12 protein-coding genes are annotated in these 13,644 nt (G+C 66.4%); 3 read left to right on the plus strand and 9 right to left on the minus strand.

What is annotated here, in order from left to right; translation table 11 throughout:
* Positions 1–4 precede the first annotated feature (4 nt).
* From ASC83_RS10425 to ASC83_RS10435, 3 genes are read right to left on the minus strand one after another with little or no spacing between them, the layout of a single operon-like run.
* Positions 5–655, minus strand: coding sequence for an ABC transporter ATP-binding protein (locus ASC83_RS10425; RefSeq protein ID WP_056061603.1), 651 nt, complete (start codon positions 653–655; stop codon positions 5–7).
* Complete coding sequence (gene miaA, locus ASC83_RS10430; RefSeq protein WP_056062152.1) at positions 652–1,653, minus strand: tRNA (adenosine(37)-N6)-dimethylallyltransferase MiaA; 1,002 nt, start codon at positions 1,651–1,653, stop codon at positions 652–654. Before miaA ends, ASC83_RS10425 begins: the two co-directional genes overlap by 4 nt.
* A complete protein-coding gene (locus tag ASC83_RS10435) occupies positions 1,640–2,881 on the minus strand; it encodes a multidrug effflux MFS transporter (protein WP_056061606.1) in 1,242 nt (413 codons plus the stop codon). The genes miaA and ASC83_RS10435 overlap by 14 nt, the downstream gene beginning before the upstream one ends.
* Before the next feature lie 244 nt (positions 2,882–3,125).
* Between ASC83_RS10435 and ASC83_RS10440 the strand changes: the two genes are divergently transcribed.
* Positions 3,126–4,508 carry a serine hydrolase gene (locus ASC83_RS10440; RefSeq protein ID WP_200938917.1) on the plus strand — a complete coding sequence of 461 codons (1,383 nt, stop codon included), beginning with the start codon at positions 3,126–3,128 and terminating at the stop codon, positions 4,506–4,508.
* Between the two features lie 37 nt (positions 4,509–4,545).
* Here the strand turns inward: ASC83_RS10440 and ASC83_RS10445 are convergent, their stop codons facing one another.
* The 3 genes from ASC83_RS10445 to gdhA form a co-directional block, all read right to left on the minus strand.
* Positions 4,546–5,379, minus strand: coding sequence for an alpha/beta hydrolase (locus tag ASC83_RS10445; RefSeq protein ID WP_056061609.1), 834 nt, complete (start codon positions 5,377–5,379; stop codon positions 4,546–4,548).
* A 124-nt stretch (positions 5,380–5,503) separates the two neighbouring features.
* Entirely contained in the window at positions 5,504–6,637 is a 1,134-nt protein-coding gene (locus ASC83_RS10450; protein ID WP_056062158.1) for a PilT/PilU family type 4a pilus ATPase, read from the minus strand.
* Positions 6,638–6,789: 152 nt separating this feature from the next.
* Positions 6,790–8,133, minus strand: coding sequence for an NADP-specific glutamate dehydrogenase (gene gdhA, locus ASC83_RS10455; protein WP_056061613.1), 1,344 nt, complete (start codon positions 8,131–8,133; stop codon positions 6,790–6,792).
* Between the two features lie 276 nt (positions 8,134–8,409).
* On the opposite strand from gdhA, the gene ASC83_RS10460 reads away from it, so the two are divergent.
* Complete coding sequence (locus tag ASC83_RS10460; RefSeq protein WP_056061616.1) at positions 8,410–9,573, plus strand: glycerophosphodiester phosphodiesterase; 1,164 nt, start codon at positions 8,410–8,412, stop codon at positions 9,571–9,573.
* A gap of 87 nt (positions 9,574–9,660) precedes the next feature.
* On the opposite strand, the gene ASC83_RS10465 is transcribed toward ASC83_RS10460, so the two are convergent.
* Together ASC83_RS10465 and mutL are read right to left on the minus strand one after the other, a co-directional pair.
* A complete protein-coding gene (locus ASC83_RS10465; protein ID WP_056061620.1) occupies positions 9,661–10,347 on the minus strand; it encodes a hypothetical protein in 687 nt (228 codons plus the stop codon).
* A 67-nt stretch (positions 10,348–10,414) separates the two neighbouring features.
* The gene (mutL, locus tag ASC83_RS10470; RefSeq protein ID WP_056061624.1) at positions 10,415–12,502 is read right to left on the minus strand and encodes a DNA mismatch repair endonuclease MutL; all 2,088 of its coding nucleotides are present in this window, start codon (positions 12,500–12,502) and stop codon (positions 10,415–10,417) included.
* 108 nt (positions 12,503–12,610) lie between these two features.
* On the opposite strand from mutL, the gene ASC83_RS10475 reads away from it, so the two are divergent.
* The gene (locus ASC83_RS10475; protein ID WP_056061629.1) at positions 12,611–13,258 is read left to right on the plus strand and encodes a DedA family protein; all 648 of its coding nucleotides are present in this window, start codon (positions 12,611–12,613) and stop codon (positions 13,256–13,258) included.
* A gap of 113 nt (positions 13,259–13,371) precedes the next feature.
* Here the strand turns inward: ASC83_RS10475 and ASC83_RS10480 are convergent, their stop codons facing one another.
* Positions 13,372–13,611, minus strand: coding sequence for a glycine zipper 2TM domain-containing protein (locus ASC83_RS10480; protein ID WP_056061634.1), 240 nt, complete (start codon positions 13,609–13,611; stop codon positions 13,372–13,374).
* Between the last annotated feature and the right edge of the window lie 33 nt (positions 13,612–13,644).

Raw genomic sequence — 13,644 nt, forward strand, 5'->3', positions numbered from 1 at the left:
CTGCCTAACCGGCGATGCCGCTGGCCGTGAGGCGCAGCACCCGGTCGGCCCGCGCCGCGGCAGCGTCGGAATGGGTGACCAGCACCAGCGATGCGCCGTGCTCGCGTGTCTGCGCCAGCAGCAGGTCCATCACGCGCGTGGCGGTGGTGGGATCGAGGTTGCCGGTGGGCTCGTCGGCCAGCAGCAGGGCGGGGCGGTGTACCAGTGCGCGGGCGATGGCCACGCGCTGCAGCTGGCCGCCGCTGAGCTGCTGCGGCAGCCGTGCGCTGAAGGCCTCCAGGCCCACGGCGGCCAGCATGTGCTGCACCCGGGCCGCGTCGGTTTGGCCCAGCAGCATCAGCGGCAGGGCCACATTCTGTGCCACGTCCAGGTGCGGCAGCACGTGGAAGGCCTGGAACACAAAACCCACATGCGCACGGCGCCACAGCGCGCGGGCCGTGTCGTCGAGCTGGCCCAGGTCGGTGGTGCCGTGTGTGATGCTGCCGGTGTCCCAGGTATCCAGCCCCGCCAGGCAGTTGAGCAGGGTGGACTTGCCCACGCCCGAATCGCCCACGATGGCCACAAACTCGCCGGGTGCCACGGCGAACTGCACGTTGGCGAACACCGGCGTGCTGCCGTAGTGCTTGCCCAGGTTCTCCACACCCAGCAGCGTCATGGCGTGGGCTGCTCCAGGCGTTGCAGTACGGCCTGCACCAGCGTGGCCACGGCATGGGGCTGGTCGCAGGCGATGGCTTGGCGCTGCGGCATGCTGCGCAGCCAGGTGATCTGGCGCTTGGCCAGTTGCCGTGTGGCGGCAATGCCGCGTTCGCGCAGGAAGGCCGTGTTCAACGGGGTGCCCGCAGGACGGCTGGCCTGGAAGTCCAGCTCCTCCCACACCTGCCGGTAGCCTACGCAGCGCATGGAGGGCAGGTCGGGGTGCAGGTCGCCGCGTGCGCGCAGGGCCGCCACCTCGTCGATGAAGCCGCCAGCCAGCATGGCGTCGAAACGCTGGGCGATGCGCTCATGCAGCCAGGCCCGGTTGTCGGGTTCCAAGGAAAAAAGCGCGCTAGCGCCGGTGTTATTTGTGTTGTCTGCTACTTTTTTGATAGTGTGAAAGCTCGACAACGGCTGGCCCGAGACATGCCACACCTCCAGTGCACGTTGAATGCGCTGGCTGTCGCCGGGGGCCAGGCGCGCGGCCGTCACTGGGTCCACACGCGCCAGCTCGGCATGCAGGGCAGGCCAGCCCTGCTCGGCCGCCTGGGCTTCGATCTTGGCGCGCACCTCGGGGTCGGCGGCGGGCATGTCGTCAATGCCATCAAACAGGGCCTTGAAGTACAGCATGGTGCCACCCACCAGCAGGGGCAGTGCGCCGCGCGCGCGGATCTCGGCGATGAGCTGGGTGGCGTCCTGCACAAACTCGGCGGCGCTGTAGGCCTGCAGCGGATCGCGGATATCGATGAGGTGGTGCGGCACGGCGGCGCGCTCGTCGGGCGTGGGCTTGGCGGTGCCAATGTCCATGCCCCGGTACACCAGGGCCGAGTCCACGCTGATGATCTCGACCGGCCGGCCCTGTTTGCCCAGCACAGCGGCCAGCGCCAGCGCGCCGGCGGTCTTGCCCGACGCCGTGGGGCCCGCCAGGGCGATGGTAGGGAGGGTGTCAGGCGTGCTCACGGGGCGCTCCAAACTTCTGCACCAGCGTCCACGAGATCACGGCCAGCACCACCGACCAGAACCAGATCCCGTTGACCAGCGGCCACACCGTGCCATCGAGCCGCAGCCCCAGCCAGCCGCCAATGGCAAAGGCCGCCAGCATCATCATGAAACCGTTCAGGGCCGATGCGACGCCTGCTGCTTTGGGGAAGGGCCCTACAGCGCCACTTTGCCCGCAGGGCTGGTGGATGCCGTGCGCCACCATGAACAGGTAGAACGGTAGCGTCAGTGCCCAGGGGTGGTGCCAGCCCATCCAGGCCACCAGCGCCATCAGCGTGCCGCCGCTGGCGCTCAAGGCCCCGGCAATGGCCACCGTGCGCTGCAGGCCAAAACGTGCCAGCAGAGCGCGGCACACAAAGGTGCCCGCAAAGTAGGCCACGCAGGCAGACGCCATGACCCAGCCATACATGGTGCGCGTGAGGCCCAGCACGTCGATGTAGACGAACGAGGACGACGCCAGAAAGGTGAACAGCCCGCCATAGGTGGCCGTGGTCTGCAGCGAAAACGCCCAGAAGGTGGGGCTGCGCAACACCTGTTGCCAGGTGCCCACCAGCGCACGGGGCTGCAGCGCTTGGGGGTTGCGGTGGGCCAGGGTCTCGGGCAAGCGCAAGGCCACCAGCGCCAGCGTGACCACGGCATACACCGTGAGTGCCAGCAGCGCAGCGCGCCAGCCCAGCCATTCGCTCAGCAGGCCACCCATGGGCGCGCAGATGCAGGCCACCATGCCCAGCCCCGTGAGCGCCTTGGACATGGCGCGTGCGCCCTCCAGCGGCGTATACAGGTCGCGCACGATGGCGCGCGCGCACATCACCACGGCCCCCATGGCAGCACCCTGGGCGATGCGCCACAGAATCAGCAGGCCCATGGTCGGCGCAAAGGCACTGCCCAGCGAGGCCACGGTGTAGATGGTCAGGCCCGCCAGCAGGATGGGGCGGCGGCCAAAGCGGTCAGACAGCGGGCCCCACACCATCTGAGAACAACCGAACGCGAGCAGCAGCCCGCTGAGCGTGAGCTGCGCGGCCGCCATGGGTGCGCCCAGGCTGCGGGTAAGCGCGGGCAGGGCGGGCAGATACAGGTCGGTGGTGACGGGCTGGATGGACAGCAGCAGGGCCAGCACCAGAATGGCCAGGCCAGGTTGGACAGAGACAGGGGCGGCCGCAGACGCTGCGGTGGCGGAGGGGACAGACATATCTGTCTGAGCGTACCAGAAGGGGTGGGCGCGCCGCTGGCAGGGCGGTTGCCCCAGACGGTGAGAACTTGCGCAAATTTATGTATGACAAAGGTCGCGCGGGTGACATCCTGCCTTGCGCGGGGCGCAGCACCATGGTGGGGCGGTGGCTGGCAGCCCGCCATGCCTTGGACGCTGTTCTGAGGGACGCTTCGCCCGGATGCTGCACCAAGCAATACAACACAACACAACAAGGAGACAAGCCATGCATAAGACTCACAGCGCCTCTGCGGCGCAAACCGCTCACCCTGCGCATCCTGCGCAGCCCCGGCGTTCTTGCGCATTCCCCGCCGCGCTGTGGCGGGCAGCCTGCGCTGCGGCGGCACTGGGTGTGGCCTTTGCGGCCCCAGCCCAGGCGCAGGCCCCGGCGCTACCGGCGCCCGAGACCGTGACGCTGGACAAGCTGGGCTACATGAGCACCTTCCCACCCGAAGGCGCGCAGCGTGTGGACCTGAGCAACTCGTACAAGTACCCGCAGCTGCGCTGGGCCGTGCAGCACCTGCGCGAGCTGCAGCCCACGCGCAATATCCGCCGGGGCGCGGCGGCACCATCTGCGTTGCCGGCCGACCCGCGACCACTGGGCGCAGTGGCATTCGATGACGACAAGGGCCAGCCCATCACGGTGGACCAATGGTTCACCCGCACCTACACCGATGCACTGGTGGTGATGCACAAGGGCCGCGTGGTGTACGAGCGCTACGACAACCAGATGAAGCCCTACTCGCCGCATCTGCTGTTCTCGGTCACCAAGTCGTTCACCGGGCTCATGGCGGCGCAGCTGGCGCACGAGGGCAAGATCGACCCCGAGGCACTGGTGACCAAATACGTACCCGAGCTGGCGGAGTCTGCCTGGGGCGACATGAAGGTGCGCGATGTGATGGACATGACGGGCGCCGTGCGCTTCCGCGAGGTCTACACCGACCCGACCACCGAGATCTTTGGCTACAGCTGGTCCAGCGGCCTGCTGCCGCGTCCGCCCGGTTACCAGGGGCCGACCAATGTCTACGACTTCCTCAAGACGCTCAAGAAGGAAGGCGAACACGGCGCAGGTTTTGTGTACCGCACCGTGCATTCTGAGGTGCTGGGCTGGATCGTGTCGCGCGCTACCGGCAAACACTGGGCCGAGCTCATGAGCGACAACATCTGGCAAAAGCTGGGCACCGAGGAAGACGCTCATGTGATGGTGGACAGCGTGGGCACGCCCCTGCAGGGCGCAGGCCTCAACGCCACGGCGCGCGACCTGGCGCGGTTTGGCGAGATGCTGCGCCGGGGCGGCAGCTTCAACGGCCAGAAGATTTTTGACAAGGCCGTGATCGACGACACCGCCAAGGGCGGCGACCGAGAGAAGTTCAAGATGGGGGGCATGGCCTTTCGGCCGGGCTACAGCTACCGCAACCAGTGGTGGGTGCTGCACAACGCCGACGGCGCCTACGAGGCCGCCGGCATCCACGGCCAGTTCATCCATGTGAACCCGGCTGCCGAGATGGTGGTGATCAAACTGTCGTCGCACCCCGTGGCGGGGGCAGGCTTTACCCACCCGCTCACCCTCAAGGCCTGGGCGGCACTGGCGCAGGCGGTGCGCCGCTGAGACAGCGCGGCTGACTCGTCGCGGCGAGCCGCTGCGCTTACTTCAGGTGAAACAGCGAGGCCACGGCCTCGCGGTATTGTCGTTGGCCCACAGAGTTGGTGTTGTGGTGCGAGCCGCCCTCTACCAGCACAAACTGCTTGGGCTCCCGCGCTGCCTCGTACAGCTGGCGGCCTAGCGCGGGGCGGATCAGGCTGTCGTCGCTGCCATGCACCACCAGCAGCGGCGAGCCGATCTCGGCCACCTTGCGGATGGATTCGAACCGCTGCGTGATGAGCGGCGACACCGGCAGCCAGCCCCACTTGAAGGTGCTGACCACGTCGGGGATGCTGGTGAAGGTGCCTTCGACGATGGTGCCCTTTTCATCCGGTACCTGGCGCGCCAGGTCGATCGCAATGGCGCCGCCCAGCGAGTGGCCGAAGATGTAGCGCGGCTTGTCCGGGTGCTGCTCGGCCAGCCAGTTCCAGGCGGCGCGGGCGTCCTCGGCCGCGGTGGCCTCGGAAGGCAGGCCTGCGCTGCTGCGCCCAAAGCCCCGGTAGTCGATGGCCAGCACAGAAAAGCCCAGCTCCTGCATGCGCCGGATGCGGCCTGACGAGCCCGCCACGTTCCAGCGCGCGCCGTGCAGGTACAGCAGCACCGGCGCCTTGGCCTGGGTGTGGGGCAGCCACAGCCCGTGCAGGCGCTCGGCCTTGCCGCTGGCGTCGGAGGCGAACTCGATCCACACGTCCTGCATGCCTTCGGTGGACGGCGCGCCGCCCCAACTGCGGTCGCTGGGCTGGAAGATCCATTCGCGCTGCTTGGCGTCAAGGGTGGCGCAACCCACGCTCACGGCCACCACCAGCCCCAGGGATGCAAGAAGAGGGATTCGTTTCATCGTCCGACTGATTCTGGCGCAGGTACAAAAGTTCGGTGAGGATCAAGCACGGGAGCCGGTGGCTTACAGTTGTAGAGCAGACGATACCCCTGGCGCCGTCCCGGCGCTGGCGCCAGCACGCCGTTCACGACAGCCGCGAGGCCGACTGCATGGGCGAGGAGGTATCGATGGAAAGCTCTCCTGCATCCTGCGTGGTCACGCCGGCCGCCAGGCGCACGCGCAGCGCCAGGTCGGTGCGCGAGTCCGCGTTGTGCAGGGCCTCGTCCAGCGAGATGCGGCCGTCGGTGTAGAGCTGGTACAGCGCCTGGTCAAAGGTGCACATGCCGATCTCGGTGCTGTGGCCCATGGCCTCCTTGATGCCCGAAAACTCGCCCTTGGCGATCAGGTCGGCGATATAGGGCGAGTTGAGCATGACCTCCACCGCAGGCACCAGCTTTTCGTGCAGGCCGGGGATCAGGCGCTGCGAGATCACGCCGGCCAGGTTCAGGCTCAGGTCCATCAGCAGCTGGTGGTGGGCGTCTTCGGGGAAGAAATTGATGACCCGCTCCATGGCCTGGTTGGCGTTGTTGGCGTGCAGCGTGGACAGGCACAGGTGGCCGGTCTCGGCATAGGCAATGGCCTGCTTCATGGTGTTGCGGTCGCGGATCTCGCCGATCATGATCACGTCCGGCGCCTCGCGCAGCGCGTTCTTCAGGGCTTCTTCGTACGACTGCGTGTCGATGCCCACCTCGCGCTGGTCCACCACCGAGCGCTTGTGCGCGTGCAAAAACTCCAGCGGGTCTTCGATGGTGAGGATGTGGCCCGTGACGTTCTCGTTACGGTAGTTGATCATCGACGCCAGCGTGGTCGATTTGCCCGAGCCCGTGGCTCCGGTCACCAGCACCAGGCCGCGCTTGCGCAGCACCAGCTTTTCCAGCACCGGGGGCAGGCCCAGCGCGGCCAGCGGCGGGATCTTGTTCTTGATGTAGCGCACCACCATGCCGGTTTCGCCGCGCTGCACGAATACATTGACCCGAAAGCGCCCCAGGTTCTCCGCCGAGATCGACAGGTTCATCTCCTGCTTGGCCTCGAACTCGCCGATCTGCTTTTCGTTCATCACCGCGTAGGCCAGCTGCTTGACCTGGCCGGGCAACAAGGCGGGCATCTTCAACGGGTGTGTGACCCCTTCGATCTTGAGATTGACCGGCGCACCGACACTGAAAAAGAGGTCCGAGCCTCCCTTTTCGACCATGACGTTCAAGAAGCTGAAGATTTCCACGGCGGACTCCCGAAAGTGTGCGTATTGGTTTTCAAGTGCAGCATAGCCTGCACTGCGCTGCGCGCCAAAAACAAAGGGGCCGAAGCCCCAGTGATTTGCTGCGTGAACAGGCTCTTGGAACGCAAACACGTTCCAAGGCCCGGCCCTTCCCCTTACACCACGCCCTGCGCCAGCATGGCGTCGGCCACCTTCACAAAGCCGGCGATGTTGGCGCCGTCGATGTAGCTCACGCTGCCATCGGCGCGCTCGCCGTAGTGCAGGCAGGCTGCGTGGATGCCCTGCATGATCTGCAGCAGTCGGGCGTCCACCTCCTCGCGGGGCCAGGACAGGCGGGCGGCGTTCTGGCTCATCTCCAGGCCAGATGTGGCCACGCCGCCTGCGTTGCTGGCCTTGCCGGGGGCGTACAGCACGCCTGCGGCCTCAAAGGCCTTGGCGGCCTCGATGGTCGAGGGCATGTTGGCGCCCTCGGCCACGCAGAGCACGCCGTTCTGGATCAGCGTTTTCGCGTCGTTCTCGTCCAGCTCGTTTTGCGTGGCGCAGGGCAGGGCCACGTCCACCTTCACATGCCAGGGGCGGACACCGGCTTCAAACTTCACACCCGTGCGGGCGGCGTAGTCGCTCACGCGGCCGTAGAGGTGGTTCTTCACATCCATCAGGATGGCGAGCTTTTCGGGAGTGAAGCCGTCCTCGTCCACCACGGTGCCGCTGGAGTCCGACACCGTCACCACCTTGGCGCCCAGCTCCATCGCCTTTTGCACGGCGTATTGCGCCACGTTGCCCGAGCCGGACACCGACACGCGCAGGCCGTCGAACGAACGGCCTCGGGTCTTGAGCATTTCCTGCGCAAAGTACACCGTGCCATAGCCTGTGGCTTCAGGGCGGATCAGCGAGCCGCCGAACGACAGGCCCTTGCCGGTGAACACGCTGGCCGCGTTGTTGGCCAGCTTTTTGTACATGCCCGCCATGAAGCCCACCTCGCGGCCGCCCACGCCGATGTCGCCGGCGGGCACATCGGTGTCGGGGCCCACATGGCGGTACAGCTCGGTCACGAACGCCTGGCAAAAGCGCATGACTTCGCCAGGGCTCCTGCCCTTGGGGTCGAAGTCGGAACCGCCCTTGCCACCACCCATGGGCAGCGTGGTCAATGCGTTCTTGAAGGTCTGCTCAAACGCCAGGAACTTGAGCACCGACAGGTTGACCGACGGATGAAAACGCAGGCCGCCTTTGTATGGGCCAATCGCCATGCTGTGCTGGATGCGGTAGCCCCGGTTGACCTGCACGCCGCCGTGGTCGTCCACCCAGGACACGCGGAACATCACGATGCGCTCGGGCTCCACCAGCCGCTCCAGCAGACCATGCTCGGCATAGCGCGGGTGCTGCGCGATGAACGGCCAGAGGCTTTCCATCACTTCGGTGACGGCTTGCAGGAATTCCGGCTGGCCGGGGTTGCGGAGCGCCACGTGGGAAAGGAAGCTCTCGGCGGTCGCGTGTTTCATGGTTCAAAAGGCTTTCAGCATCAAAAGGTCAACAATGTCAAAGATCGCCAACGCACCGGTTTGGCGCACTGCAACATTGAATTATGTTCAAAAGTTATACGTTCATGCCGATGCCTATGCACAATGGTGGGGAATGTGGCCGAGATGTTCGCCACATATTGGTGCGGTTGGTGTGTGGTGCGGCCGTCATGCGTTTGCAAAACGGACGTCATGGTCTTGTCACATGCCGACCCCACAGTTCGGCGGTTCTACCAACAACATAGCGAGGAGAAGAGCATGCACATCACTGGTGTGAAATGGGGAGCGCTGGCCATGGTGGCCACGCTGGCAGCCTGCGGCGGCAGCGACAACTATCCGTACCCCACCCTGAACGGCGACAAGCCCCTGGTGATCGGCCACCGGGGCACGGCGGGCTACCGGCCCGACCACACGCTGGAGGGCTACAAGCTGGCCATCGACATGGGCGCCGACTTCATCGAGCCCGACCTGGTCGCCACCAAGGACGGTGTGCTGGTTGCCCGCCATGAGCCCAACATCACGGGCACCACGGATGTCTCCACCCGCGCCGAGTTTGCGGACCGCAAGACCAAGAAAGTGGTCGATGGCGTAGAGGAGGAAGGCTGGTTTGTCACCGACTTCACCCTGGCCGAACTCAAGACCCTGCGCGCCATCCAGCCTCTGTCGGACCGCGACCAGTCGTACAACGGCAAGTTCCAGATCCCCACCTTTGAAGAAGTGCTGGACCTGGCTAAGACCGAAGGCGCCAAGGCCGGCCGCACCGTTGGCGTGTACCCCGAAACCAAGCACCCCACCTACCACGTCAAGCAAGGCTTGCCGCTGGAAGACCGCCTGCTGGCCATCCTGGCCAAGTACGGCTACACCTCCAAGAGCTCGCCCGTCATCATCCAGTCGTTCGAGGTTTCCAACCTCAAGTACCTGCGCACCAAGACCCAGGTGCGCCTGGTGCAGCTGGTGGACGCGGACGATGTGAACCCCGATGGCACCATGTCGCTGGTGGCCCCGTACGACAAGCCCTATGACTTTGCCGTGGCCGGTGACTCGCGCACCTTCGCCAGCCTGCTGACCCCCGCAGGCCTCAAGGAAGTCAAGACCTATGCCGACGGCATTGGCCCCTGGAAGCCTTACCTGATCCCCTCTAAGCAAGTGGATGCCAACAAGGACGGCAAGGCCGACGACCTGAACGGCGACGGCAAGATCGACGAGCGCGACCGCGTGATGATGGCGCCCACCGACGTGGTGAAGAACGCCCACGCCGAAGGCCTTTTCGTGCACGCCTACACCTTCCGCAATGAAGCCAAGCGCCTGGCCTCGGACTTCAAGGGCGACCCCAAGGCCGAGTACAAGTTGTTCTTCAACCTGGGTGTGGACGGCGTGTTCAGCGACTTTACCGACACCGCCAAGGCTGCGCGGGACAACTGACCGCGACATTGGCCGTGACAGTGCGGCGTGCCGAACGCCCACAAAAAAGCCCGCATGCGCGGGCTTTTTTTATGCATTGCGCTTGTGTCAGAACCCCAGCGCAAACCCCAGGCTCAACAAGGTGCGACCTTGCTGGCGGCCCACGGTAGCGTCAAGCTGCTTGCCTGGCGCCCACTCCCAACGTGCACCCGTCTGAAAGGTAGGGGCGCTGCCCCGGGTGCCAAAGGCCTCCAGGTGCGGCGTGATGGCACCCCAGCTGCGTTCCACCGATGCGCCCCAGGTGGCGCGCCAGGACTGGCCGCGCTCGCGCTGGCTGCCCAGGTTGGCATTGACCACGCCCCAGGTCGCGGCGCAGGTGCCGATGAGATTGAGCGCGACCACGCTGCCTGCGCTCTGCCCGGCACCTTGGCGCCGGTGCACGACGCCGGCGCTGCTGCCGGCATTGCAGCCTTGTTCTTGCGCGGGGCTCCACAGCCACTTGGCCTGCACGCCTTGCAAGGTATGGCGCTCGTTGCGGTCACGTGCCAACACGGCGCCCAACTCCAGTCCGGCCATGGGGGTGAAGGCAGGGGCCATGTACACCGTGCCGGGCTGGCCGCGCTGGCCCTCCCACCACACTTCGACGTGACCATGGCCCACCTCGTCTACGCCCGCATCGTCCACGGTCAGGGGGCGCCCGGCGTGGGCGGACCAGGCCACGCACAGGGTGGTAGTGGCTGCCAGCATGCGCGATGCGGTGGCGTGGGTGGTACGGTGGTAGCGGTGCTGGGTCATGGAGGGCGGTGGGCAATGGCTGGAGGAAAGGGCTCTGGCTATGTCGCGGGCGGGGAAGTGCCCGCCGCTACCGACCGCGCAGGAACAGCGCATCCAGCTCCTTCATGCTCAACTGCCGCCAGGTGGGGCGGCCGTGGTTGCACTGGTCGGAGCGGTCGGTGGTTTCCATCTGGCGCAGCAGGGCGTTCATCTCGTCGATGGTGAGCTTGCGGTTGGCCCGCACGGCACCGTGGCAGGCCATGGTGCCCAGGATTTCATTGCGGGCGCGTTGCACCACGGTGGTGGCGTCGTGGGCGGCCAGCTCGGCCAGCACGCTGCGGGCCAGCTCCACCGGGTCGCCCTGCGCCAACGTGATGGGCACTGCGCGCACGGCCAGCGTCTTGGGCGAGAAGGGCACCACCTCCAGGCCCAGCGTGGCCAGCACGTCGGCAGACTCTTCGGCCGTGGCGACTTCCTGCGGCGTGGCAGCGAAGGTGGCAGGGATCAGCAAGGGCTGGCTCGCGATGCGCGCGCCACTGTCCACCTGGGCCTTCAGGCGTTCGTAGACGATGCGCTCGTGGGCGGCATGCATGTCCACCACCACCATGCCCTGGGCGTTTTCGGCCAGGATGTACACGCCGTGCAACTGGGCCACGGCCTTGCCCAGGGGCCAGGCGGTTTCGTTGCCATCGCGGCCCACGGGCCAGGCCGTGGGTGGGTTGCTGGCCAGGGGCTCGGTGGGGGAGCCTGCAACCGGAGCGGCCGTCTGTGCGGACGGCGCACCGTCCCAGGGCGTGGCAGATGCATGGGATGCGGCAGGCGTTGCCAGTGCTGCGGGCGCATCTGACTGGGCCGAGGGCGCCCACAAACCGCCCACGGCCGCGCCCGGCGCGGGGTCTGCCACGGGGCTGGCAGGCGTCGCACTGCGCAGCCCCCACAGGGCCTGCAGGTCTTCCACACGGTGACCACGTTCTTCAAATTTGATAGCGGCCTGGGCATTCCACACCGGCGCTTGGGGCGTCTGGGGCTTGAAATGCTCCCCATCACCGGCTGCGGAGGGGTTGGGTGCCGCCGCGGCGGCTACCAATGCGGCAGCCCGGGGCGCAGCCAGCGCGTTTTCCACCGCATGGCGTACGGCCTGGTGCACCTCGCGGCTGTCGCGAAAGCGCACCTCGATCTTGGTGGGGTGCACGTTCACGTCCACACGCGCCGGGTCGATCTCGACATACAGCGCATAAATGGGCTGCTTGTGCCCGTGCAGCACGTCCTCGTAGGCGCTGCGGGCGGCGTGCGTGAGGACCTTGTCGCGCACGAAGCGGCCGTTGACGTAGCAATACTGGTGGTCGGGCCGCGAGCGGGCCGCGTCGGGCAGGCCTGCGCGGCCGGTGACGGTGACCGGGCCCACGCGGTGCTGCACGGCGACCGACTGGGTGACGAAGTCTTCGCCCAGCACGTCCGACAGGCGGCGGGCCAGCGCGTCATGGGCGTCCTGCGGATCACCCTGGCCGGGCACAAAGGTGGCGCGCCACTGCTCCACCAGCTTGCCTTCGTGCCAGATGGCAAAGCCCACGTCGGGCCGTGCCAGTGCGTGGCGGCGCACGGATTCAATGCAGTGCGCCAGCTCGGTGGCGTCGGTCTTTAAGAACTTGCGGCGCGCGGGCGTGGAGAAGAACAGTTCCTTCACCTCCACCGTGGTGCCGGTGCTGCGCGCGGCGGGGCGCAGCTCACCACTGCGGGCGTCCAGCAAGAAGGCGCTGGCTTGCGCGGCCGGGCGCGAGAGCAGGGCCATCTCCGACACCGACGCAATCGCTGCCAGTGCCTCGCCCCGAAAGCCCATGGTGGCGACGGTCTCCAGGTCGTTCAGGTTGGTGATCTTGCTGGTTGCGTGGCGGCGCAGGGCCACAGGCAGCTCTTCTTGCGGGATACCGCCGCCATCGTCCTCCACGGTGATCAGCCGCACGCCACCGGCCGACAGGCGCACGGTGATCTGCGTGGCACCCGCATCGAGCGCGTTGTCCACCAGCTCGCGCACCACCGAAGCGGGGCGCTCCACCACTTCACCCGCAGCGATCTGGCTGATGAGTTCATCGGGCAGATCGCGGATGGGGCGGCGCGTGGTGTTGGGGGGGCTGGAGGCGGGCTGCGCCGCTGCGAGGAAGGGGGTGGTGTCGTTCACCCACCGGATTTTAGGGCGGGGGCTGCGCAGGGGTATCGGGCTGGGGTCGGGCGTGATGGGGATAATGCGCCCACCTTTTTTCCGCGCCGCGCCCAGGCCCGCCTTTTCATGGAACTTGTCACTTTTCTCATCGACTTCATCCTGCATGTGGACAAGTATCTGGAGGCGTTTGTGCAGGCCTATGGCATGTGGGTGTACGCCCTGCTGTTTGCCATTGTGTTTGTCGAGACAGGCCTGGTGGTGATGCCGTTCTTGCCGGGCGACTCGCTGCTGTTCATCGTGGGCGCGCTGTGTGGTGCCGGCATGATGAGCTTTCCGCTGGCGTGTGCGGTGCTGCTGGCGGCGGCCATCTTGGGCGACCAGTGCAACTACTCCATCGGCCGCTACTTTGGCCCCAAGGTGTTCCAGTGGGAGGATTCGCGCTGGTTCAACCGCCGGGCGTTCAACCAGGCGCACGAGTTTTACGAGCGCTACGGTGGCATCACCATCGTGATTGCGCGTTTCATGCCCTTTATCCGCACGTTTGCGCCCTTCGTGGCGGGCGTGGCGGAAATGAATCGCGCCAAGTTCACCGCCTACAACGTGGGCGGGGCGCTGCTGTGGGTGCTGGGCATTGCCACGGCCGGGTACTTCTTCGGCAACTTTGCGTGGGTCAAGGAGAACCTGGACAAGATCATCTGGGCGATGATTTTTGTGCCGGGCCTGATCGCCATCTTTGGCGCCTGGCGCGCCGGGCGCCAGGCCCGCACAGCCTGACAGGCAGCGAATTTGCTACAAATAAAAGAGCGGCAGGCGCATGATTTACATGCGCCTGCCGCTCTTTTTATGCCCAGATCACCGCTCTGGGCGGGGAGGGAAGTCCCAGGGGCTTAACGGCGGTAAGGGCGGCGTTGGTCGCGGTCTTCGCCCACTTCATGGCCGATGAGGGCGCCGGCAGCGGCACCGCCGATGGTGCCCACAGGGCCGCCGAAGATGGCGTTACCGGCAACGCCGCCGACCACGGCGCCGACGCCAGTGCCGACCTGGGCGTTGGTGGGGTTGGATGCACAACCACCCAGTGCCAGGGCCGCAGTGCAGGTAGTCGCAAGAAGAATGTGACGGATGTTCATGGCGAGATTCCTTGATGGTTGTGGAGTCAGGCC

It is taken from the genome of Acidovorax sp. Root402 (assembly GCF_001425125.1).
Taxonomy (GTDB): Bacteria; Pseudomonadota; Gammaproteobacteria; order Burkholderiales; family Burkholderiaceae_C; genus Acidovorax; species Acidovorax delafieldii.